The sequence below is a fragment of the Rickettsia sp. MEAM1 (Bemisia tabaci) genome (assembly GCF_002285905.1).
In the GTDB taxonomy this organism is placed as follows: domain Bacteria; phylum Pseudomonadota; class Alphaproteobacteria; order Rickettsiales; family Rickettsiaceae; genus Rickettsia.
Map to the genome: position 1 here is coordinate 1,075,846 of NZ_CP016305.1, position 22,074 is coordinate 1,097,919.

Genomic DNA, 22,074 nt, shown 5'->3' on the forward strand with positions numbered 1-22,074 from the left:
GATTTTTATATTATTTTCTAGTTACCAGTAAAATTTTGGAGAATATTTGTGGCAAGAATTGCGAATGTTAACATTCCCGATAATAAACGTTTAGTAGTAAGCTTGACTTATATTTATGGTCTTGGGACTACTATGGCAAAAACAATTTGTAAAAAAGCAAAAATATTAGAAGATAAGAAAGTTAAAGACCTTACTGATCAAGAACTAATAAGCTTACGTAATATTATCGAAAATGAATATAAAGTTGAAGGTGATTTAAGAAGAGAAGTAACGTTTAATATTAAAAAGAAAAAAGATATTAGAAGTTATCAAGGGCTTAGACATATACGTAAGCTACCTGTGAGAGGTCAGAATACTCATTCTAATGCTAGAACTAGAAAAGGTAAAGCTGTTGCAATAGCAAGAAAGAAAAAAGCTGTAAAATAATAGTTAAAGTAGAGTATAAACATAATGAATCAGACGGTTAAAGCTAAAAAAAAGAAAAAAACTATCACACTAGGTGTGGTACATATTAGAGCATCGTTTAATAATACTATTGTAACATTTACTGATGTTCAGGGTAATGCAATATCTTCTGCATCAGCTGGAGCTAATGGGTTTAAGGGAGCAAAAAAAGCTACACCTTATGCAGCTCAGATAACAATTGATAAAGCAGCTGAAAAAGCAAAAGAATACGGTCTAAAAACTATTTCTATTAGAATTGGAGGACCTGGTGCTCAGCGTGAATCTGCAATGAGAGCTTTATTTGGCCAAAATTTTGTAGTTACATCGATTTTAGATGTATCATCAATTGCTCATAATGGAGTAAAAGCACCAAAAAGAAGAAGAGTATAAGAAGCATAGGTATTAAATGTTATCGTTAAGTAAAAACTGGAACGCTTTAATAAAAACAGATAAAGTATCTTATGAGAGCTTCCCTGAGACTAATAATAAATCTAAGATTATAGTTGAGCCTTTAGAAAGGGGATTTGGTTTGACTCTAGGTAATGTTATGAGAAGAGTTTTACTTTCTTCTCTACAAGGAGCAGCGGTTACCTCTATAAAAATTCCTGGAATAGAGCATGAATTTTCTTCTATACCAGGTGTAAAAGAGGATATATCAGAGATAATTTTGAATGTTAAAGGCATAGAAATCAAAATGCACGTTGCAGAAAAACGTGTTATAAGATTAAAAGCAACAGGACCTGGTGCTATAACGGCTGGTATGATTGAAGCTGGACATGACGTAGAAATATTAAATCCTGATCATGTAATTTGCAATTTAGCTAAGAATAAACAATTTGAAATGGAATTAACTTGCAAAGTTGGTAAGGGGTACACACTTAGTACAAACAATAATGAGGATAATAACTTACCGATTGGTGAAATAGCTATAGATGCTTTATTTAATCCTGTAAAAAGTGTTACTTATAAAGTAGAAAATACAAGGATAGGTCAGGTCACTGACTATGATAAGTTAATTATGTTTGTTGAAACTAATGGTGATATATTACCTGAAATGGCGGTAGGCTTAGCTGCTCGTATTTTGCAAGAACAGCTGCAATTATTTATTTCTTTTGAAGAACAAGAAGAAGATAAACAAGTTAAAACAGATGCATTACCATTTTCTCCTTATCTACTTAAACGAGTTGATGAATTGGAATTATCAGTTAGATCAGCAAATTGTTTAAAAAATGATAATATAATTTATATAGGTGATTTGGTAAAAAGAACTGAAGCTGATATGCTAAGAACTCCAAATTTTGGTAGAAAATCCCTAAATGAAATTAAGGAAATACTTGCAAAATTTGGTTTGAGATTTGGTATGGACGTACCAGATTGGCCGCCAGAAAATATACATGAATTATCTAAACGTTACGAAGATTCTTATAATTAAGGACAATAGAGATGCGACATAAAATTAAAGGTAGAAAATTAAATGTAACAAGTAGCCATAGAAAAGCAATGCTTGCTAATATGGCAGTATCACTTGTTACTCATGAGCAGATAAAAACTACTTTGCCAAAAGCTAAAGAATTAAGACCTTATATCGAAGTTCTAGTTACTAAGGCTAAGGATAATAACTTAGCAGCAAGAAGAAATATTCTATCAAAAATAAAAGATAAAAAAGCAATCGAGAAGCTTATAGATGTTTTAGGTGTTAGATACAAAGATAGACCAGGTGGATATACTAGAATAGTAAAAGCCGGATTTCGCTATGGTGATTTAGCTCCAATCGCATATATTGAATTTGTAGATAGAGATATTAATGCTAAAGGAAATATACCTCAAGATAATAGCAAAGAAGATATTAAAAGTAATAAAGGGACTAAATAATGGCTAATCATTCTTCAGCAAAGAAAGCTGCAAGACAAACAGTAAAAAAAACCTTAGTTAATAAAAAAAGAGCTAGTGCAATAAAAACTTTTGTGAAAAAAGTTTTGCATGAAATTAATCAAGGTAATAAAGAAGAAGCTAACTCAGCTTTAGTAATTGCACAATCTAAGATAATGCAAGGTGTGAAAAAAAACATAATTAAGTTAAATACTGCATCAAGAAAAATAAGTAAATTATCAAAAAAAATAAAAACTATGAATTAAATTTAAATTATAAAAACAATTATATTATTTTTTAATTCTAGTTTTTAATAATTTATTCTTCATTGTCATTTTATCTAATTAACTTTAAGTTAATAATATAGGGCGATTAGCTCAGTTGGTAGAGCATCTCGTTTACACCGAGAGGGTCGGCAGTTCGAGTCTGTCATCGCCCACCATATTATAATCAGCTTTCTAACACATCCTTACCTTATATATATTTTTTATATGCTGGGTAGCTTTATGCTGGTTTTCCCTCAATAAAATGGAGGAACTATGAATAACATAGTTGCTCCTTTTTCTTTGTCAGAGTCTTACAACGATACAATTTTTTACGATATAGTAGGGCATTTTATACCACCTGAATGGAAAAATTTAACTTCTAGTAGTGGAAAAATTTTGAGCAAAACCGCAAGGCAAATTTTATCACTTGTGGTTTCACGAATGCCTTATATAGAAGATAAAGCTGAAGAAATAAATAGTAATGACATAAGCTTACCAAATGAATTACAGGAAACTTACTATTATTTTAAGAAACTTCTTGGGCTTTGTCAGCGACGTATAAGACAGTGTTTAGTAGAACTTGAAAAAAGTGGCTATATTAAAGTTACTTTAATTAATATGACTGAACAATATACTAAATATCGTAATATTTTAAGTATTAAGCTTGTAAAAAATTTTGTATTCTACCCGCAAAAAATTTCAGGTCACCCTGAAAATTATTTCGGGGTAACCCCGAAATAATTTTCACCCACACAATATAATAGATAATAATAAATCTATAAATAAATCTAGATATGAAGAAGCTGATTTTGAAAATGATATTTTTGATAAAGGAAATTTAAGCAACGAAAATATCAACGATTTGGGTAACACGCTAATTTCTGAAAGTAAAAATGAAAGTTTAGAGCCGAAGGTAATAAATCAGGCTACTTCTTCAGGTGTTATGAAGAAAACGGAAGAATTTCATCCATTAACCGAAGAAGATGCCGAATGGTTAAGATTAAGGTCAGGTCGTGATTTTAACTTAAGATTTATGAATAAATTATTGTTAAAACTTGCTGATAATAAGCCTAATAATCGTTTTAGCACAAAAGAAAAATTGTTAAATTATATGGCTAAAGCTTTAATAAACGAAAAACGTGACACTGTTACGGCTAATAGTGAAGATTTTAGCTTTGAATATGACCATAAGACAAAAATACAAGCTGTTTATGGAGCTAAAAAAGTAAAGCACACTAGTGACGCTAAACCAATTGTAAAACAAGAGCAAGAAGTAAGTATTGAAAGTTATATTGAAACGGCACTAGTTGGACTTGACGATATATGGCGTAAAGTTAGGGAGTATTTAATATATTCTTGTGGAAAAATGGTTGATATAGCTTGGTTTAGTAAGCTAGAATTAGTGACAAAGGACGAGATAAATAACAAAATTTTTCTTAAACCAAAAACGGCGTTTATAGGTAGTAGAATTACCGCCGACTATTTTTTTCACTTAAAAAAAGCTTTTGAAAGCTTTAATTATAGCTATGAATTGATTAAAGTTTGAAGTTTAGTATAAATACAATTATTAGTTGCGTCGCTAGTTTTTAATAAAAATTCTTTTTGTTAATTATTATTTTGAGTCAGTTAATTAACGTAGCACCAAATTAATATTATTTTGTTAGTCATATCAAGGTATATAAGCTAGTTTATTTTTGCCACACAAAGTTTAAATAATATTTATTATTGCAATTTCCTACTTTTAATGTCCCCCTTCGGGGATCAAAAATCCCTCGCCTTTAGGCGAAGGGAAGATATAATGAAATTGCTTTAGCAATGAATTTATATCAAGAAATATGAGAAGTTATAGAAAGAATAGTCATAGTCAGTATGATTTAAAAGTGCATCTTATATGGATACCAAAATATAGGAAGAGAATATTGATAGGCAAAGTATCGGAAAGGACTAGAGATTTACTGAGGCAGATTTGTATGGAACATGAAGTACATATAATTTCAGGGAAAATATCATGTGATCACGTACATATGTTTATCTCATATAAGCCGCAAATATCTCTTAGCAAGTTAGTACAGTATTTAAAAGGCATTAGCTCAAGAATTTTATTGCAAGAATTTACTCATTTACGAAAACAATTTTGGGGCAATCATTTGTGGGCTAGGGGCTATATGGCAGTCAGTTCAGGTAATATAACTGATGAAATGATACAGCACTATATTGATGAACAGGAAGGTGAACCTGTGAATGATGATCGATTTCTAATCGATTCCACTTTATAACCCCTCAGCTTATAGCTGAGGGTTGTTTAGTTTTAAGTAGAAACTGTTATAAAAAATTCTTTAATAAATTTAAATGTAACTTTTATGGAAGATTTAAGCCGTTGGAAAGAAAAGTTTGAAAGCTGTATCTATACTAAAAAACTACTTGATAAACTCGAATATTTAAATACCAGAGTGAATAATCCTATAGATCCCCTCGAAGTCAAAAAGGGTATTTATTATGCCCGAAAGTATCATGGCACACAAATGCGTAAGTCAGGCGATCCTTATTATTCTCATCCGATTGAAGTGGCAATTATGCTTGCAGAATTTACAGCAATGGAAGTACCTAAGCTTTACAATGCTGTAATGATACAAGCAGCACTACTTCATGATACTATTGAAGATACAGAGCTTACGAAAGAAATGATTTCCAAGGTTTTTGGGCAAGAAGTAGCAAAACATGTAGAGGGTCTTACTAGAGTTAAATTTGATGGTAAAATTACAGCCGCAGAAAGTTTAAACTTATTAGTTAAACAAAAAAGATACGATACAGCATTAATAAAACTTTTTGATCGTATCCATAATCTACAAACTCTTGGAGCAAAATCACCTGAAAAAATTAAAAAAATTATAACAGAAAGTTTAAATGTATTTATAACAATTAGTATGCACTTAGAAATACCTACACTAGTACAAAAATTAATCCAACTATGCTATACACATTTGTCAATACAAAACCAACAAAAAGAATTATTTATAGAGGATAATTCCCAGCTTCTTTTTCTACCTTTTCAAAATGAGATAAACCAATTGCAAAACCAGTTGCTAGTAAAGCAAAAACAATAAATAGTCCCCAATAATTTAAAACCTTAGTTAAATAAACAAGACCAAAGGATACTACTACATACATTATAGCTCTTGATAAAGCATATGTAAGAGTAGCTGAAGTAAAGCGTTTAAAAACTGGAAAATGTTTATAGAGGGTGTCAGGAAGTTTGTGTAAGTTGTAAAAATAGTTAAGAATAAAAATAACATAAACAACTTACATGGAGCTAATATGAAGAACAATAACAAAGTATCAAATCCAGCTATAGAAAAATTAGTATCAGAAATACTATCACAAAGTGATCCATCTGAAATATTTGGTAAAGAAGGGATATTTCAGGGAATTAAAAAGCAGATAGTAAATAAGATTTTAGAGAAAGAAATGGAATCTCATATAGGTTATGAGAAACATTCTAAAAATGAGAAATACTCAGATAACAGACGTAATGGTAATTATGAAAAGACTCTAATAGATCCAGAAGGTCGTAAATTGACAGTAGAAGTGCCAAGGGATCGGGATGGAGAATTTGAACCTCAACTAATTCCAAAAGGAGTGCGTAAATTTGAAGGATTTGATGATAAAGTAATATCCTTATATGCTCGGGGAATGACCATTAGGGAAATACAAGGGCACTTAGAAGAACTATATGCCACCAAGGTATCATCTGAGTTAATATCAAAGGTAACTGATGGTATTTTAGAGGAAGTAACTGCTTGGCAGAATAGAGCACTTGATAATGTATATCCTATAATGTACTTAGATTGTATTCATGTTAAGGCAAGAGATAATCATGTAATAATAAATAAAGCGGTTTATCTAGCTATTGGAGTGAATATGGAGGGCAAGAAAGAGCTATTAGGAATTTGGATAGGCAAGAATGAAGGGTGTAAATTTTGGATGCAGGTAGTAACAGAACTGAAGAATCGAGGAGTTGCACAAATATATGTTGCATGTGTTGATGGTCTTAAGGGTTTTCCAGAGGCGATAAATAGCATTTTTCCAAAGACGATAGTGCAGTTGTGTATTGTTCATATGGTAAGAAATTCTGTAAAATACGTATCATACAAAGATCTAAAAGCGGTAACAGCTGATTTAAAAGCAGTTTATTCTGCAATAAATGAAGCAGAGGGATTAAGAGAATTACAAAACTTTGCCAAAAAATGGGATGAAAAATATCCAGTTATTTTTGACATATGGCAACGAAATTGGTCTGGCATAGCTCCATTTTTTAGCTTTCCGGAAGACATTAGGAAGGCGATTTACACTACTAATGCTATTGAATCCACTAACCGTCAAATTCGTAAAATTATTAAAAATAAAGGAGTATTTCCAGATGACAAATCGATTCAGAAAATAATCTTTTTGGCGTTGACAAATGCCTCTAAAAAATGGACAATGCCTATTAAGAATTGGGCGATGGCTTTAAATCAATTTGCTATACTTTGTGAGGCACCGTCAAGTTAAGTAAATTAGTGTCACAAAGTACTATATTTTTAGATTTCAGACAGCAAGAAGTCTTTGAGTAGCTTCATCCCAAATGGATTTAGCGGACGCAAATGCAATTCTTTGCTCAGATGCTGTTTTAGTATATCTTCCAACATTTACAGCAAATATATTTCTGACTTTTCCCATCAGTGATAATGTACATTGTGCTGAATTAGGATGCTTAAATTTAATCAGTATCTTCTCTTTTCTCCTAGTTGGCTGATGGGCATTCTCAATCCGATTATTTAGTCTTTTATCGGTACGATGCTTAGTCCTAGGACACATATACCTAACTGGTTTAATGTAGCTTTTTAGCTTATCAGTCACAATAACCCTTGGACATGGATAATTACCCAATAATCTTGATAAAAAGCGAATAGCTGATTTCTTGTTACGACGCTTCTGCAGTAATACTTCTAATTCATGTCCCTCAGAGTCAACAGCTCTCCATAATATGAATACTTCACCTTTGATCTTGATATTCATCTCATCCAAATGCCATTTATCAGTTGGCTTTCGCTCTCTCTTACTAATAACATCTTGAAAATAAACTACAAACTTATAACACCAAAACCTTACAGTCTCATGACTTAATATAATACCTCGATAAGCCATCTGCTCTTGAACATCTCGGTAACTATTATTAAAGCGATGATATAACCATACTGTATGGCTAATAATGCTTGCTGGAAAACGATGTCTATTCGGGGCTTGAGTAATATGCATAGCGGTAAAATCTAGGATAAATTGTTACTGCTATTCTATAAATCATTCCCTGTAATTGCTCAATACTTAATTTATACCTCCCTTAACTTGACGGTGCCGTGTTTCTCAATCCATGCAACAACACCGGACAAGCCACGGGACGACATCGAAAATATTTTTCGAACCATCGTTAATTAAACCGCATGGATTAAGCAATAAGGTTTAAATATATCTCATCATTTAATTCTTTTGCAGAAGATAATTCTATGTTTAATGTAGCAAATATCTGCACTAAGGCGGTAGATAAGTTGTTGATCATTTCATCGGTATGTGCAGGAGTTGGGATAATTCGAAGGCGTTCGGTTCCTCTTGGTACTGTTGGAAAATTGATGTGTTGAACGTAAATACCATACTCATTAAGCAGCATATTAGAAGCTTTGGCAGCCTTGATAGGGTCACCAATAATTATCGGCACTATATGGCTTTCATTTTTTAAATAAGGAATATTAAAGCGGTCAAAAGAGCTTTTAAGATTGCTAACCACTTGCTGGTGTGTTTTTCGTTCTTGATTAGATTCTTTTAAATGCCTAATACTATGCGTTGCAGCGGTAGAAATTACCGGCGGCAATGAGGTAGTAAAAATAAAGCCGGAAGCCGTTAATCTGATAGCATCAATTAAGCTATGGTTTGCGGTGATATAACCGCCAATAGTGCCATATGCTTTGGCAAGCGTTCCTTGGATAATGTCGATTTCATCGCTACAATCAAGAAGCTCAGCAATACCTGCACTGGTTTTGCCATATAAACCTACTGTATGGACTTCATCAATAAAGGTTAAAGCATTATATTTTTTAGCTAAATTGATTATATCTTTAACAGGAGAAAAGAAGCCGTCCATGGAATAAGCCGACTCAAAAACGATTATTTTAGGTCTTTTAATATCAACTGATTGCAATAATTCTTCTAAATGTTTAACGTCTAAATGTCTGTATATGTGCTTCTCGGCTTTAGAACCGGTAATGCCGGCAATGATCGAGGCATGATTTAGCTCATCGGAAAAAAAGACAAGATCAGGCATAATTTTAGCAAGTGTTGCAAGGGTTGTGTCATTTGCCACAAAGCCGGAAGTAAAGACTAAGGAGGCTTCTTTGTTATGCAAGCTTGCCAGCTCCTGCTCAAGCTCAAGAATAGCTACATTATTACCGCCGATATTTCTTGTTCCGCCTGAACCAACGCCATATTTTAGCAATGCATCTATGGAAGCTTGCACTACTTTTGGATGCTTGCTCATACCCAAATAGTCATTGATACACCACATGACTATTTGTTTATCATCGCACATAGCGAAAGGAAAATTATCGGCTTGCCTTTTTAAGGCTTTAAACTCCCGATATCTTCCTTCATTTTTAATTTTATCTATATGATCGCTAAATATAGTATCGTAATAAGACATTAAACCTATTATCTTGCTTGAAAAATTGACATTTAAAATGTTATCCCCGCGTAGGCGGGGATCCATTTTGTTAATTATAAACTCTATGAGATGTCATCCCGTGGCTTGGGAACTAGATCCAGTATAAAACCAGATAAAATTGAGCTTTTGATTTTAAAAACTTACTGTACTTAGGCTTTTTTTCTGGATTCCCGCCTGTGCGGGAATGACATTATACTTGTTTTTCGAGCTATGCAACAAAGCCACGCGGGGATGACATATGCAACCATTCTACATTAAAACTAATTAAGTTAAAAGCTATAATATAGCTTTTTGTACAATATCATTAAGTCTTTTTGAGAAAGCCCCTGTATCTGCTACCGGTTCACCCTCTAAAATACAAGCTTGATCAAATATTAACTTAACTAGCTCCTCGTTATTTTTATTATTCGCTTTTAAGTCATTAAATATTTTTTCTATGATCTTATTTTTGGGATTCAGCTCTAGATTTTTAGCAGATGCAGCAGCTATTTGTTTCTGCTCGATCAAAAATCGCTCCATACGAATATCCATAGCAGCTTCGCTAACGGCAAGACAAGCAGGGCTTGAAGTCAGCTTTTTAGATATCTTTACTTCTTTAACTACATTCCCTAAAACCTCTTTGAAGTAATCAGTTAATGATTTATATTCATCATCAGATTTTTTATCATCCTTATTTTTTTCTTCTGGTGATGAAGTAGCTTGATCTACATCAATATCGCTTCTTGTAGCCGATTTAATCGGATGTCCTTTATATTCGCTATTAACATTTACCCAAAAATCATCAACAGTATCGGTAAATAATAACACATCGATATTTTTACTTAATAACCCCTCTATTTGTGGGCTTGAAAGTAGTTTGTCAGGATTATCACCACTTAAATAATATATAGTATTCTGCCCATCTTTAAAGCTTTTTATATATTCATCAAGGCTAATCATTTTGTTATGCAAAGCACTTCTAAATACACATACTTCTAACAATTTTTCATGATCTGTTGTAGCCTCACATAACCCCTCTTTTAAAGCTCCGCCGAAATTAGCCCAAAAATTATTATACTCCTCTGGCGAATCTTCTTTTTTTTTCTTCAACTCTCCTAGCACTCTTTTAGTAATAGCGTTTTTGATTTTCTCAAGTATGTTATTATGTTGCAACGATTCACGGCTTATATTTAGCGGTAAATCCTCTGAATCTACCACTCCTCGTAAAAACCTTAAATATGATGGGATTAAATCAATATTCTCATCAGAAATAAATACTCTTTTTATGTATAATTTTACTCGTCTTTTGCGATCAGGATGGAATAAATCATAAGTTTTGCTTGATGGAATAAATAGCAAGTTCGTAAACTCTATAGCTCCCTCGTTTTTATTATGCATAGTAACCCAAGGATCATCCACCGCATAAGATAAGCTTTTATAGAATTCTTTATATTGCTCTTCGGTAATTTCTGATTTTGATCTTGTCCATAATGCTGATGCAGAATTTAGTTGTATTTCGTTATTATCCCCCTCATCAAAGAAATATATTGGCACAGCTATATGATCGGAATAGCTTTTAACTATATGTTTTAATCTAAAATGATCAAGGAAAATATCTTCTTCCTTTTTAATGTGTAGAGCGATTTCCGTTCCTCTGCTAAATTCTCTATCTGAGCTTGATACAATATATTCGCCTTCGCCTTCCGATTCCCAAACATATACTTTATCTTCGCCAGCTTTTCTTGAAGTTACAGTGACCTTATCAGCTACCATAAAGCTTGAGTAAAAACCAACGCCAAACTGACCAATTAGCATATTATCTTTTTTAGAGTCACCTGAGAGATTTTTAAGGAAATTTGCCGTACCCGATCTTGCAATAGTGCCTAGATTCTCGATTAAATCCTCTTTATTCATACCGATTCCGTTATCACGGATGATAACCTGACCATTATTTTTATCGACTTTAACAGTAATTTTAAAGTTAGAGTCACCGGTTACTAATTCAGCGTTGCTTTGAGATAAATAACGCAGCTTATCACAAGCATCAGAAGCGTTAGAAATCAATTCCCGCATAAAAATCTCTTTATTACTATAAAGAGAGTGAATCATTAAATTTAAAATCTTACCAACTTCGGCATCAAATTTCTTTTTTTCTTGTTTCATACTAACCTTTTAAAATTCGTGTTTTTAGTTTTGTAATGTCATTCCTACATAGTCGGTTATGTCATTCCCGCGTGGCATTGTTGCGTGGATCCAGCATAAAGCGAGATAAATCAAGCTTTTAGTCCTAAAAATTTACTGTATTTATGCTTTTTTTTTGGATTCCCGCCTAGGCGGGAATGACATTGATGGTATTTCCCGAGCCGTGCAACAACGCCGGTCAAGCTACGGGGTGACACCAATGTAACAAAACTTTATTCATTTAATATAGGATTTTAAAATCAAATTTAAATACTCTTCGTCAATATTTTTTATTAAAATTGTCTTTAAGCTGTTAGTATGTCCTTTAGTAATTTCTAAATTACTCCGCAATAACTGCCATTCTTTTGCTAAAAAATTTATGATCTCTTCGTTAGCTTTGCTTTGTTCTGGCAGTGCTTTTATAGATAATTTTAGATGGGGGATATCGTTAATTATAATAAATTCTTTGATATCATTAATTTTGGCAGCCGCCTTAACTTTTATATTTAAAAATGCTGTTTTTGATAAAGGATTATAGATAAAAAATTTCATGGTAAATAACGTAACAGTTGAAAATTATAAAATTTAATTTATAATGCCTTGTGAAAATTCAACTAAATCTATTTATGAATTCTACGAACAAATATCAAGCACTTATCACTCAGTTACAAAAAAACGATCCTAATTTTGTATATCTTGACCTTAAAGATATAGATTTAACAATATTGCAGCTAGAAGAAATAGCAAGTAAAATCCAAAATAATGATTTTATCGGTAATGTAAGCTGGGGAAAAATGCCTAATTCTTCCAGTGATTTTATACAGAAGATAGAAAATAAAATAATTTTAAACAATCAGAATTACAAGCAGCACCCTAGCGATTTTATTCATGGGTTACTTAGTTTGCATTCTTATATAAATTCTAAAACACAAGAAAAAGTAGCCTTTGAAAAAGCAAAATATAATTTATATTTAGAAGATTGGAAAATATTTAAAATATTTAATGAGCCTAAAATAGGCAGATATTACGCAGTAGCATATGTAAATGAAAAGAAAAAGCAGCTAGTATTTGCTCATCGAGGTAATACATTTGAGGGGTGGAATTTGCTAAAAACAGACTCGCCGCTTAAGGCTCACTTAAAAAGCATTTTAGGCGGGCAGATAGTAGCACAGCAAGCAGCAGCATATCAGGCTACGCAAGAAATTACCGAGTATGCTAAAAAGCATGACTATAACCTATCTTTTACCGGTTATTCTTTAGGTGCATGGTTTGCAGAATTAAGCTTATATTTTGCTTATCAAGATTTTAACTATTTCAAAGCAAAAGCTATAACGTTCGATAGTCCTGGCTCTGCAAAAGTTATAGGTAGTTTTAAACCCAATATAATTAGTCATAAAACTTATTTTGATATAAGAAATTTAGACATAACTACTTATCTATCTGCTCCAAATTTTGTAAATACTAGTAACGCTCATATTCATAAAGCATATAGATTATTTCCTGAAATTACGGCTACCGAGTATAGCAGTAAAATAATAAATACCTTGAATAAAGCAATCCCCATTAAAGTAGACCTATAAAATATGAACAGATAATAGATTGGCCTTGTATCAAATATGAGCCTAAAGATGATACTTTAGGAGATAAAATATTTGATTCTATACCTGCTGGAGGGATAGCAACTAAATTAGTAAAAAGAGGCATCACGGCAACGACATTAGGAAGTTTTCTTGAGGTAGTTGATCATTTTGTCAGCGGTAATATTGCAATTGAGCAAATTTTAGAAATTTATAAGCATTTAGAAGAACCTACATAAACAGAGGGAAAGAAACAATTTGAGCTTTTTTATCAAGGACATTACCGCTCGCAGGAAGTAAATTTATCTGAAGATGTAGTAAATATAGATAATAAAAGAAATGGTGATTGGTATTTATGCCAATTAGCAGAACTAAACCTTGAAATAAAGGAAATACCAGAGTTAATTAAAAAGCAATTAAAAATCATAAAAGAACAATATAAGATAGAAGAGATAGAGGAAGAAAATCATAAAAATTATATATTTACAAACTCACCTGATATTAAAGTTGATGATTTAAGAGAACAAATTCTAAGATTAGTTAAAGTTAGCAAAGAAGCAAAAAAAAATATTGAAAAATCGTAATGCTTTTATTTCCAATACTATAAACAGTAATTTACCTATTTTATCAATTCATAACCTTATTCATCGTGAAGCTGTATTTAAACAAATCGATAATGCTTTAAGTAAAAACTCATGTGTAGCCATTAGTGCTTTTGCCGGAACGGGTAAGACTACCCTAGCTAAGGATTACGGTCGTAAACAAATAGAAGAAGCAAAGAAAATAGTACGTTTTATTAATACGGATTCTGCTTATAAAATTAATGAAGCATATAGGCAACTTGCTAAAGAGCTTGGTATTTATACAATAGGCGAAAAGGAAGAAGATATAACAAGATTAATCCATGAGAATATCGCAAAATTAAATTCAAATACATTATTTATTTTTGATAACGTAGAAATATATAAGGACATTGAGCCTTATCTTAACAGTATGATGAGTATACTTAAAGATAAAGTACAGGTAATAATTACTACTAAAAATAATAAGCTAAGTGATGATATAACAAATATTGAATTAAAACCTTTTAATATAAAAACAGCAATAACATATTTAGAAAATTCCTTAGGAAATAGGTTTAATGATCAAGATATTAACGATTTAATAGAAGAGCTAGGCAATAAAGATGAAGTATTGCCATATAGTTTGTACAAAGCAGTAGCGTATTTAAAAGAAAATAAATTACTTAAAGTAAAAGATTATCTTAATTTTCTACGTAATAACAAAGATAAACAACCTGAGACAATATTATTGTTAGAAATATTAGAAAAATCACCAGTAGCCTGGCAGATGTTACAATACTCAGCATATTTAGACCCTGACTTTATCAGTATAGATATTTTCAAGAAATTATTTTTATTAGATGAAGAAAAATTGCAAGAACTTATAAAGAAATTAGAAGCATTATCATTAATGAAGCTAATATACCAAGATGGACAAGCAGGTTTACAATTACATGGATTAGTACAGTTTGCAGTAAAAAGATATGTAGATAGACATCAAGAGCATGCAATAGATAAAAAAGAAGTTTTTGTAAGATTAATAGAAGTACTAGATAATTTATTTCCGTCAGTAACAAATGAACCAAGCAAAGATTGGGAAAATGCTAAATTAATTTATCCTCATGTAATAAAAATATTAAATATACATAAACTTAGCAAAGCAAGCTTATATAAAAAAGTGGGGTATTATAATGATCATATATTATATAAATTTAAAGAATCATTAGAATATCACGAGGAAGCTTTAAAGAAATATAGGGTACTGTATTCAGGTAATCATCCTTATATTGTTATTTCTCTCAAAAATATTGGTATAGCTTATCAAAAATTAGGACAGTTTTCAAAAGCACTAGAATATTTGGAGGAAGCCTTGAAGATAAGGCAAGCATTATATCAAGCTGATCATCCCGATATTGCAAATTCTCTTAATAATGTGGGCTTAGTTTATAAGGATTTGGACAATATTTCTAAAGGGCTAGAATATTTTAAAAAAGCCTTAGAGATGAAACAAAAATTATATCAAATTGATCATCCTACAATTATTACCTCCCTTAATAATGTAAATACAGTTTATGATAAATTAAACCATATCTCTAAAGAACTAAGATATAAAGAAGAAGCGTTTAGGATGATAAAAATATTATACAAAGGAAATCATCATTATATTATTCTTTCTTTTATTGATATTGGAACAGTATATAGAAAATTGGGAGACATAAGCAAAGCAAAAGAACTTCATAAACAAGCTTATTTAATGTATGTACAAACTTTAGGCTTAAAACATTCCCATACTAAAAACTTAGAAAGTTATATTAAAATAATCTCACCAGAATTTATAAAAAATAACGAGACTAGGGAGTTTATATTACAACGTAGGGATTTTGAGGAAGTTACTTTAGAAGTTAAACAAAAAATACAAAAAAAAGTTTTAAATAAAATATATACTAATGCTGCTAAAGGTAAATGGAGTACAGGAAAATTTTTTATTAGGTTCTTAGGCAATTGGGGTGTGAAAGGTTATTTATGCGATAAATATTTAGCAAAGCAATTAAGGGATTTATCGAGTACTAAAAATATAGAAACTGCTAAAATGTTATATTTTGAAGCGGTTTGTTTAGGAGCTATTAACCATCCTAATAAAGATTTTATTTGTGCTGTGGAATTTACCAAAGCCTATCCTGAACTAACACAAAAATTATGATTGACTCAGAAGTGGGTCTGTCAGATTTTTTGGGTCTGTCAGATTTTTTGTGTAAGTACGATTTCTCCATTTGCCCAATTTTGTAAATTAGTATCACAAAGTATAGCAAATTGATTTAAAGCCATCGCCCAATTCTTAATAGGCATTGTCCATTTTTTAGAGGCATTTGTCAACGCCAAAAAGATTATTTTCTGAATCGATTTGTCATCTGGAAATACTCCTTTATTTTTAATAATTTTACGAATTTGACGGTTAGTGGATTCAATAGCATTAGTAGTGTAAATCGCCTTCCTAATGTCTTCCGGAAAGCTAAAAAATGGAGCTATGCCAGACCAATTTCGTTGCCATATGTCAAAAATAACTGGATATTTTTCATCCCATTTTTTGGCAAAGTTTTGTAATTCTCTTAATCCCTCTGCTTCATTTATTGCAGAATAAACTGCTTTTAAATCAGCTGTTACCGCTTTTAGATCTTTGTATGATACGTATTTTACAGAATTTCTTACCATATGAACAATACACAACTGCACTATCGTCTTTGGAAAAATGCTATTTATCGCCTCTGGAAAACCCTTAAGACCATCAACACATGCAACATATATTTGTGCAACTCCTCGATTCTTCAGTTCTGTTACTACCTGCATCCAAAATTTACACCCTTCATTCTTGCCTATCCAAATTCCTAATAGCTCTTTCTTGCCCTCCATATTCACTCCAATAGCTAGATAAACCGCTTTATTTATTATTACATGATTATCTCTTGCCTTAACATGAATACAATCTAAGTACATTATAGGATATACATTATCAAGTGCTCTATTCTGCCAAGCAGTTACTTCCTCTAAAATACCATCAGTTACCTTTGATATTAACTCAGATGATACCTTGGTGGCATATAGTTCTTCTAAGTGCCCTTGTATTTCCCTAATGGTCATTCCCCGAGCATATAAGGATATTACTTTATCATCAAATCCTTCAAATTTACGCACTCCTTTTGGAATTAGTTGAGGTTCAAATTCTCCATCCCGATCCCTTGGCACTTCTACTGTCAATTTACGACCTTCTGGATCTATTAGAGTCTTTTCATAATTACCATTACGTCTGTTATCTGAGTATTTCTCATTTTTAGAATGTTTCTCATAACCTATATGAGATTCCATTTCTTTCTCTAAAATCTTATTTACTATCTGCTTTTTAATTCCCTGAAATATCCCTTCTTTACCAAATATTTCAGATGGATCACTTTGTGATAGTATTTCTGATACTAATTTTTCTATAGCTGGATTTGATACTTTGTTATTGTTCTTGATATTAGCTCCATGTAAGTTGTTTATGTTATTTTTATTCTTAACTATTTTTACAACTTACACAAACTTCCTGACACCCTCCAAGAAGTCTTTGAGTAGCTTCATCCCAAATGGATTTAGCGGACGCAAATGCAATTCTTTGCTCAGATGCTGTTTTAGTATATCTTCCAACATTTACAGCAAATATATTTCTGACTTTTCCCATCAGTGATAATGTACATTGTGCTGAATTAGGATGCTTAAATTTAATCAGTATCTTCTCTTTTCTCCTAGTTGGCTGATGGGCATTCTCAATCCGATTATTTAGTCTTTTATCGGTACGATGCTTAGTCCTAGGACACATATACCTAACTGGTTTAATGTAGCTTTTTAGCTTATCAGTCACAATAACCCTTGGACATGGATAATTACCCAATAATCTTGATAAAAAGCGAATAGCTGATTTCTTGTTACGACGCTTCTGCAGTAATACTTCTAATTCATGTCCCTCAGAGTCAACAGCTCTCCATAATATGAATACTTCACCTTTGATCTTGATATTCATCTCATCCAAATGCCATTTATCAGTTGGCTTTCGCTCTCTCTTACTAATAACATCTTGAAAATAAACTACAAACTTATAACACCAAAACCTTACAGTCTCATGACTTAATATAATACCTCGATAAGCCATCTGCTCTTGAACATCTCGGTAACTATTATTAAAGCGATGATATAACCATACTGTATGGCTAATAATGCTTGCTGGAAAACGATGTCTATTCGGGGCTTGAGTAATATGCATAGCGGTAAAATCTAGGATAAATTGTTACTGCTATTCTATAAATCATTCCCTGTAATTGCTCAATACTTAATTTATAACTCCCTTAACTTGACGGTGCCTCTTCACCTATTAGTTAAATATTTAATTCATATAAGAAAATAATATCATTCATATAAAACTATCAATAATTAATGTCCCCCTTCGGGGATCAAAAATCCCTCGCCTTTAGGCGAAGGGAAGATATAATGAAATTGCTTTAGCAATGAATTTATATCAAGAAATATGAGAAGTTATAGAAAGAATAGTCATAGTCAGTATGATTTAAAAGTGCATCTTATATGGATACCAAAATATAGGAAGAGAATATTGATAGGCAAAGTATCGGAAAGGACTAGAGATTTACTGAGGCAGATTTGTATGGAACATGAAGTACATATAATTTCAGGGAAAATATCATGTGATCACGTACATATGTTTATCTCATATAAGCCGCAAATATCTCTTAGCAAGTTAGTACAGTATTTAAAAGGCATTAGCTCAAGAATTTTATTGCAAGAATTTACTCATTTACGAAAACAATTTTGGGGCAATCATTTGTGGGCTAGGGGCTATATGGCAGTCAGTTCAGGTAATATAACTGATGAAATGATACAGCACTATATTGATGAACAGGAAGGTGAACCTGTGAATGATGATCGATTTCTAATCGATTCCACTTTATAACCCCTCAGCTTATAGCTGAGGGTTGTTTAGTTTTATAATTTCATCATTTGCCCATACCCTCTTAATTTCAATGATCTCACCCTCACAAATACCAACGGCAAAAGAAAAGAAATAGCTATATTCCGTAGAAGTCGTAGTAGATTTTACGTTATGAAAATAAGGAAAATATTCTTTATGACGGGTGCTATTTGCTATTTCTTTGACTTTATCCGCCCAAATTATTTTTCCACTAACTTTTGTAGTGTCAAAAACCAAAGGGATAGGTTCACCATAATTTGCTGTAACATACTTAAAACTTTCTTTGAAGTTTTTAATATAATCATATTCTTCTGGTTCATGATTTAGTTGATCTAAATACTCACTAAGCATTTTACCAGCAAATCTTCCTATGCTTGAAAATATACCACCTCCAAATGCATTTCCGATAGCACCACCAAACGAACTAAAAAAACTTCCAAACATATTTACCATATTATAGTTTAATATGGATTGATATTAGCATTACAATGTGCTAACACTAAGATATGCTTTTTGGTTTAGTGTCATCCCGTGGCGGCCCGTGGCGGCATTGCCTGCGTGGATCATTTTCCCCCTGTCATCCCGTGATTTATGAACTAGAGCCAGTTAAAAATACTAATAAAATTAGTATTTTTTATTATTTTCTGGATTGCCACGCTCCTTGCAGTCGCTCGCAATGACGATTTGGTATCCACGCAGGCAAAGCCGCCACGGGGCGATAATGTATTATATTGGAGTATATTAATGTTTAAAAAATATATATTTATCTTATTACTACTTGTCACATTTATAGTTAAAGCAGAAAATATAGAAGTAAATAATTTAGATAAAATAAAACAAGATTTTGAAGAAAATTATAATAAAAATTATTTGCCGCAAGATTTACTAGTGGTAATAGACTTGGATAAAATATTATTTAAGCCATTATTATCTTTAGGTGAGCAAATCGATAAAGATGTTTATGCTAAACTAGCACCTACTTTGCAAAAGATGAATAAAAACCCTAAAAATATTTACATCGATCAGTTAATTTTAATAAGTGATAAATATAAAAAAGAATTATTAGATTCTAGCTTTCCGAATTTTGTAAGTGATATCAGCAATAAAAATATTCCTATAATAGCAGTAAATGGAGGTTTTACAGGTAATTTTAATAATATACCTAAATTTGAAATATGGATTGCTGATTATTTAAAAAAGAATTTTAACATCGATTTTTCAAATAGTTTCCCTAAAAATAATTATATTATTTTTAATAATTTAAAAAGTTTTTCCAATACTTATCCGGTATTTTATAAGGGCATATTGACCAGCAATAATATATCGGGTGCTGAGCTAATAATTAATTTTTTTGTTCAAATGAATTTTATGCCTAAGGTACTTATAATGGTTAGCGGTAGTACAGAGCTATTAAGTTCAATGGAGGCACAGCTGGCTAATTATAGTTCTTCTATTTTATTTATTGGATATTATTATAATAATCAAGATACTAAGGATAATAATACAAATTATAATGTAATTATTAATGACTTGACTAATCAATTGAATAATATAAAAAGAAATAACCCACCTTTAAAAACTAATAATGCAAAAAGTAAAAACCCTTATGATCAAAGTAAATAAAATTTTACTCCATCTATTACTTTATTTAATTGTGCCAACTTCAAGCTATGGTCAAATAATTCCTACTTATTCTGTAAATTCTGTAACAATGAAAGATTTGTTACCCAAAATAGACCAAGATAGCCTTGTTTTAATAAATATAGATAACACTATTATAACGCCCAAATCAAAATTTTTTCGCTATAACGATAATCCTTATGTAAATTTTACCAAAAACTTATATAGTCTTGCAGTAAATGATTCATCAGTAAATAATTCTATAGCACAATTAATGCAACAACGCCAAATGATGCTTGTAGAAAAAAATTGGGTGGATTTTATTAATCAAATGAAAAAGCAAGGTGCAATGGTTTTAGGGCTTCAAGAAATAACTACCCCATGTAATTTGATTGAAAATTATGAAGGATGGTTGTATACCATACTTTATGGATTAGGTATTAATTTTACTAGTAAAGTTAATGATAAAGATGTATTTAGATTTGATCCAACTGATTCAAATGCACCTATTTTTTATTTAGGAATAATATTTACCGGAAATACTAATAAAGTAAAATCACTTATTGAATTTTTAAAAATTATACCAAAAGAGCCTAGCAAAATCATAGTATTTGCAAATAATAAACAAGATTTAAAAGATATGGATTCTTATTTAAGAAATGTTGATATAGAATATTATGGAATTGAATATTTAGGATGGCAACAATTACAAGGATCACCTGATCTAGAAGTCGCCAAATTGCAGCAATCCACTCTTCTAAATACAGGACAGTGGTTGGAGGATGATGTAGCTGCAAAAATGTTAAATAAATAGTATGAATAATAATTTAATAAATACTTTAAAAGATTTGATTATCGATACCGGTAAAATTGCTTTAGATATAAAAAAATCAGGAATATTAATTGATACTAAGTCAGATGGCTCGGTAGTTACCAATGCAGATAAAGAAATTAGTAAAATAATCTATCAAAATTTGCAAGACTTAACTCCAGAAATAAATATAGTGTGTGAAGAACAGCCACTGCCAATACTTAACAGTAACACTTTTTGGTTAATTGATCCAATTGATGGAACGCGAAGTTATGTAAACGGCAAAAGCACATATACTATAAATATAGGTCTAATTAAAAATGGTGTACCGACTATTGGCTTAATATATCAACCTGAGACAGATAAATTATATTATACTGATGAAAGAAATCAGTTAAAAATCGAACAACATTCCAAAGAAATTCCTATCATTCATAAACAAAAAGAGCTAAACGCTGTCATAGGTTTTTATCATTCAAATAAAGCAACTAAAGAATTCTTAAGTAAATATTCCTTTAATAAAATAGACGCAATAGGTAGTTCAATTAAATTATGTTTAATTGCTGAGGGTAGTGTGGATATTTGCCCTAAATTCGGTCAAACTATGGAATGGGATATAGCAGCAGGTCATGCTTTAATTAAAGCTGGTGGTGGTAATATTCTAGATCTAGACGGCAAAGAAATTACCTATGGTAAAGAAAATTTTGCTAATCCTAATTTTCTTGCATGCAGCAAATATTGGCTGGAGAATGTTGTTCCTGTGTAAGACTTAGAAAATCTTTATGTCATTCCTGCGTGGGGCACCGTCAAGTTAAGTAAATTAGTGTCACAAAGTACTATATTTTTAGATTTCAGACAGCAAGAAGTCTTTGAGTAGCTTCATCCCAAATGGATTTAGCGGACGCAAATGCAATTCTTGGCACCGTCAAGTTAAGGGAGGTATAAATTAAGTATTGAGCAATTACAGGGAATGATTTATAGAATAGCAGTAACAATTTATCCTAG

Annotated in this window: 24 protein-coding genes, 1 tRNA gene and 1 pseudogene; 18 read left to right on the forward strand and 8 right to left on the reverse strand. The window is 31.4% G+C overall.

Annotated features, from left to right (window positions below; all coding sequences use genetic code 11):
* Nucleotides 1-48: 48 nt before the first annotated feature.
* The 11 genes from rpsM to BA173_RS05870 all read left to right on the forward strand — a co-directional run bounded on the left by rpsM (nucleotide 49) and on the right by BA173_RS05870 (nucleotide 7,127).
* On the forward strand, nucleotides 49-426 hold the full coding sequence (rpsM, locus tag BA173_RS05815; protein ID WP_016948259.1) for a 30S ribosomal protein S13: 378 nt from the start codon (nucleotides 49-51) through the stop codon (nucleotides 424-426).
* 24 nt (nucleotides 427-450) lie between these two features.
* Complete coding sequence (rpsK, locus tag BA173_RS05820) at nucleotides 451-834, forward strand: 30S ribosomal protein S11 (RefSeq protein ID WP_011477698.1); 384 nt, start codon at nucleotides 451-453, stop codon at nucleotides 832-834.
* Between the two features lie 16 nt (nucleotides 835-850).
* Nucleotides 851-1,876, forward strand: coding sequence for a DNA-directed RNA polymerase subunit alpha (locus tag BA173_RS05825; protein ID WP_016948258.1), 1,026 nt, complete (start codon nucleotides 851-853; stop codon nucleotides 1,874-1,876).
* Between the two features lie 11 nt (nucleotides 1,877-1,887).
* Nucleotides 1,888-2,316 carry a 50S ribosomal protein L17 gene (gene rplQ / locus BA173_RS05830; protein WP_011477696.1) on the forward strand — a complete coding sequence of 143 codons (429 nt, stop codon included), beginning with the start codon at nucleotides 1,888-1,890 and terminating at the stop codon, nucleotides 2,314-2,316.
* The gene (rpsT, locus tag BA173_RS05835; protein WP_016948257.1) at nucleotides 2,316-2,579 is read left to right on the forward strand and encodes a 30S ribosomal protein S20; all 264 of its coding nucleotides are present in this window, start codon (nucleotides 2,316-2,318) and stop codon (nucleotides 2,577-2,579) included. Before rplQ ends, rpsT begins: the two co-directional genes overlap by 1 nt.
* A gap of 100 nt (nucleotides 2,580-2,679) precedes the next feature.
* Nucleotides 2,680-2,755 (forward strand) — tRNA-Val (locus tag BA173_RS05840).
* A gap of 97 nt (nucleotides 2,756-2,852) precedes the next feature.
* Nucleotides 2,853-3,320: a hypothetical protein gene (locus BA173_RS05845; protein WP_068041303.1), complete on the forward strand. Its 468-nt coding sequence runs from the start codon at nucleotides 2,853-2,855 to the stop codon at nucleotides 3,318-3,320.
* A gap of 121 nt (nucleotides 3,321-3,441) precedes the next feature.
* Nucleotides 3,442-4,125 carry a hypothetical protein gene (locus tag BA173_RS05850; protein WP_068041301.1) on the forward strand — a complete coding sequence of 228 codons (684 nt, stop codon included), beginning with the start codon at nucleotides 3,442-3,444 and terminating at the stop codon, nucleotides 4,123-4,125.
* 289 nt (nucleotides 4,126-4,414) lie between these two features.
* Nucleotides 4,415-4,855 (forward strand): IS200/IS605 family transposase, encoded by a 441-nt coding sequence (gene tnpA / locus BA173_RS05855; RefSeq protein ID WP_095568239.1) that lies wholly within the window; start codon nucleotides 4,415-4,417, stop codon nucleotides 4,853-4,855.
* 84 nt (nucleotides 4,856-4,939) lie between these two features.
* Nucleotides 4,940-5,683 (forward strand): HD domain-containing protein, encoded by a 744-nt coding sequence (locus tag BA173_RS05860; protein WP_068042380.1) that lies wholly within the window; start codon nucleotides 4,940-4,942, stop codon nucleotides 5,681-5,683.
* 211 nt (nucleotides 5,684-5,894) lie between these two features.
* Nucleotides 5,895-7,127, forward strand: a complete 1,233-nt coding sequence (locus BA173_RS05870; RefSeq protein WP_157738092.1) for an IS256 family transposase — start codon at nucleotides 5,895-5,897, stop codon at nucleotides 7,125-7,127.
* A gap of 36 nt (nucleotides 7,128-7,163) precedes the next feature.
* Here BA173_RS05870 and BA173_RS05875 read toward each other — a convergent pair whose 3' ends face one another.
* Nucleotides 7,164-7,874 carry an IS6 family transposase gene (locus BA173_RS05875; RefSeq protein WP_095568243.1) on the reverse strand — a complete coding sequence of 237 codons (711 nt, stop codon included), beginning with the start codon at nucleotides 7,872-7,874 and terminating at the stop codon, nucleotides 7,164-7,166.
* 21 nt (nucleotides 7,875-7,895) lie between these two features.
* Between BA173_RS05875 and BA173_RS07970 the strand changes: the two genes are divergently transcribed.
* The gene (locus BA173_RS07970; protein WP_157738093.1) at nucleotides 7,896-8,051 is read left to right on the forward strand and encodes a hypothetical protein; all 156 of its coding nucleotides are present in this window, start codon (nucleotides 7,896-7,898) and stop codon (nucleotides 8,049-8,051) included.
* Between the two features lie 10 nt (nucleotides 8,052-8,061).
* Here the strand turns inward: BA173_RS07970 and hemA are convergent, their stop codons facing one another.
* From hemA to BA173_RS05890, 3 genes are all read right to left on the reverse strand, one after another.
* Complete coding sequence (gene hemA / locus BA173_RS05880) at nucleotides 8,062-9,306, reverse strand: 5-aminolevulinate synthase (protein ID WP_068041725.1); 1,245 nt, start codon at nucleotides 9,304-9,306, stop codon at nucleotides 8,062-8,064.
* Between the two features lie 297 nt (nucleotides 9,307-9,603).
* Nucleotides 9,604-11,469 (reverse strand): molecular chaperone HtpG, encoded by a 1,866-nt coding sequence (htpG, locus tag BA173_RS05885; protein WP_068041720.1) that lies wholly within the window; start codon nucleotides 11,467-11,469, stop codon nucleotides 9,604-9,606.
* A gap of 255 nt (nucleotides 11,470-11,724) precedes the next feature.
* Nucleotides 11,725-12,039, reverse strand: a complete 315-nt coding sequence (locus tag BA173_RS05890; protein ID WP_068041723.1) for a DUF167 domain-containing protein — start codon at nucleotides 12,037-12,039, stop codon at nucleotides 11,725-11,727.
* 74 nt (nucleotides 12,040-12,113) lie between these two features.
* On the opposite strand from BA173_RS05890, the gene BA173_RS08575 reads away from it, so the two are divergent.
* Nucleotides 12,114-13,067 (forward strand): hypothetical protein, encoded by a 954-nt coding sequence (locus BA173_RS08575; RefSeq protein ID WP_232505915.1) that lies wholly within the window; start codon nucleotides 12,114-12,116, stop codon nucleotides 13,065-13,067.
* A 567-nt stretch (nucleotides 13,068-13,634) separates the two neighbouring features.
* Entirely contained in the window at nucleotides 13,635-15,827 is a 2,193-nt protein-coding gene (locus BA173_RS05905) for a tetratricopeptide repeat protein (RefSeq protein ID WP_068945260.1), read from the forward strand.
* A 38-nt stretch (nucleotides 15,828-15,865) separates the two neighbouring features.
* Here BA173_RS05905 and BA173_RS05910 read toward each other — a convergent pair whose 3' ends face one another.
* A complete protein-coding gene (locus BA173_RS05910) occupies nucleotides 15,866-17,137 on the reverse strand; it encodes an IS256 family transposase (protein WP_068042377.1) in 1,272 nt (423 codons plus the stop codon).
* Nucleotides 17,138-17,174: 37 nt separating this feature from the next.
* Entirely contained in the window at nucleotides 17,175-17,918 is a 744-nt protein-coding gene (locus BA173_RS05915) for an IS6 family transposase (protein WP_095568319.1), read from the reverse strand.
* 261 nt (nucleotides 17,919-18,179) lie between these two features.
* Between BA173_RS05915 and tnpA (BA173_RS05920) the strand changes: the two genes are divergently transcribed.
* On the forward strand, nucleotides 18,180-18,620 hold the full coding sequence (gene tnpA, locus BA173_RS05920; protein ID WP_095568239.1) for an IS200/IS605 family transposase: 441 nt from the start codon (nucleotides 18,180-18,182) through the stop codon (nucleotides 18,618-18,620).
* 216 nt (nucleotides 18,621-18,836) lie between these two features.
* Here tnpA (BA173_RS05920) and BA173_RS08920 read toward each other — a convergent pair.
* Nucleotides 18,837-19,082, reverse strand: a pseudogene (locus BA173_RS08920) (hypothetical protein); the annotation flags it as partial.
* Between the two features lie 300 nt (nucleotides 19,083-19,382).
* Between BA173_RS08920 and BA173_RS05930 the strand changes: the two are divergent.
* From BA173_RS05930 to BA173_RS05940, 3 genes are read left to right on the forward strand one after another with little or no spacing between them, the layout of a single operon-like run.
* Nucleotides 19,383-20,261 (forward strand): DUF2608 domain-containing protein, encoded by an 879-nt coding sequence (locus BA173_RS05930; RefSeq protein WP_068042092.1) that lies wholly within the window; start codon nucleotides 19,383-19,385, stop codon nucleotides 20,259-20,261.
* Nucleotides 20,224-21,072, forward strand: coding sequence for a DUF2608 domain-containing protein (locus BA173_RS05935; protein WP_016948562.1), 849 nt, complete (start codon nucleotides 20,224-20,226; stop codon nucleotides 21,070-21,072). The genes BA173_RS05930 and BA173_RS05935 overlap by 38 nt, the downstream gene beginning before the upstream one ends.
* Before the next feature lies 1 nt (nucleotide 21,073).
* Nucleotides 21,074-21,835 carry a 3'(2'),5'-bisphosphate nucleotidase CysQ gene (locus tag BA173_RS05940; protein ID WP_068042089.1) on the forward strand — a complete coding sequence of 254 codons (762 nt, stop codon included), beginning with the start codon at nucleotides 21,074-21,076 and terminating at the stop codon, nucleotides 21,833-21,835.
* Nucleotides 21,836-21,920: 85 nt separating this feature from the next.
* Here the strand turns inward: BA173_RS05940 and BA173_RS07985 are convergent, their stop codons facing one another.
* Nucleotides 21,921-22,064 (reverse strand): hypothetical protein, encoded by a 144-nt coding sequence (locus BA173_RS07985; RefSeq protein WP_157738094.1) that lies wholly within the window; start codon nucleotides 22,062-22,064, stop codon nucleotides 21,921-21,923.
* Nucleotides 22,065-22,074: the final 10 nt, after the last annotated feature.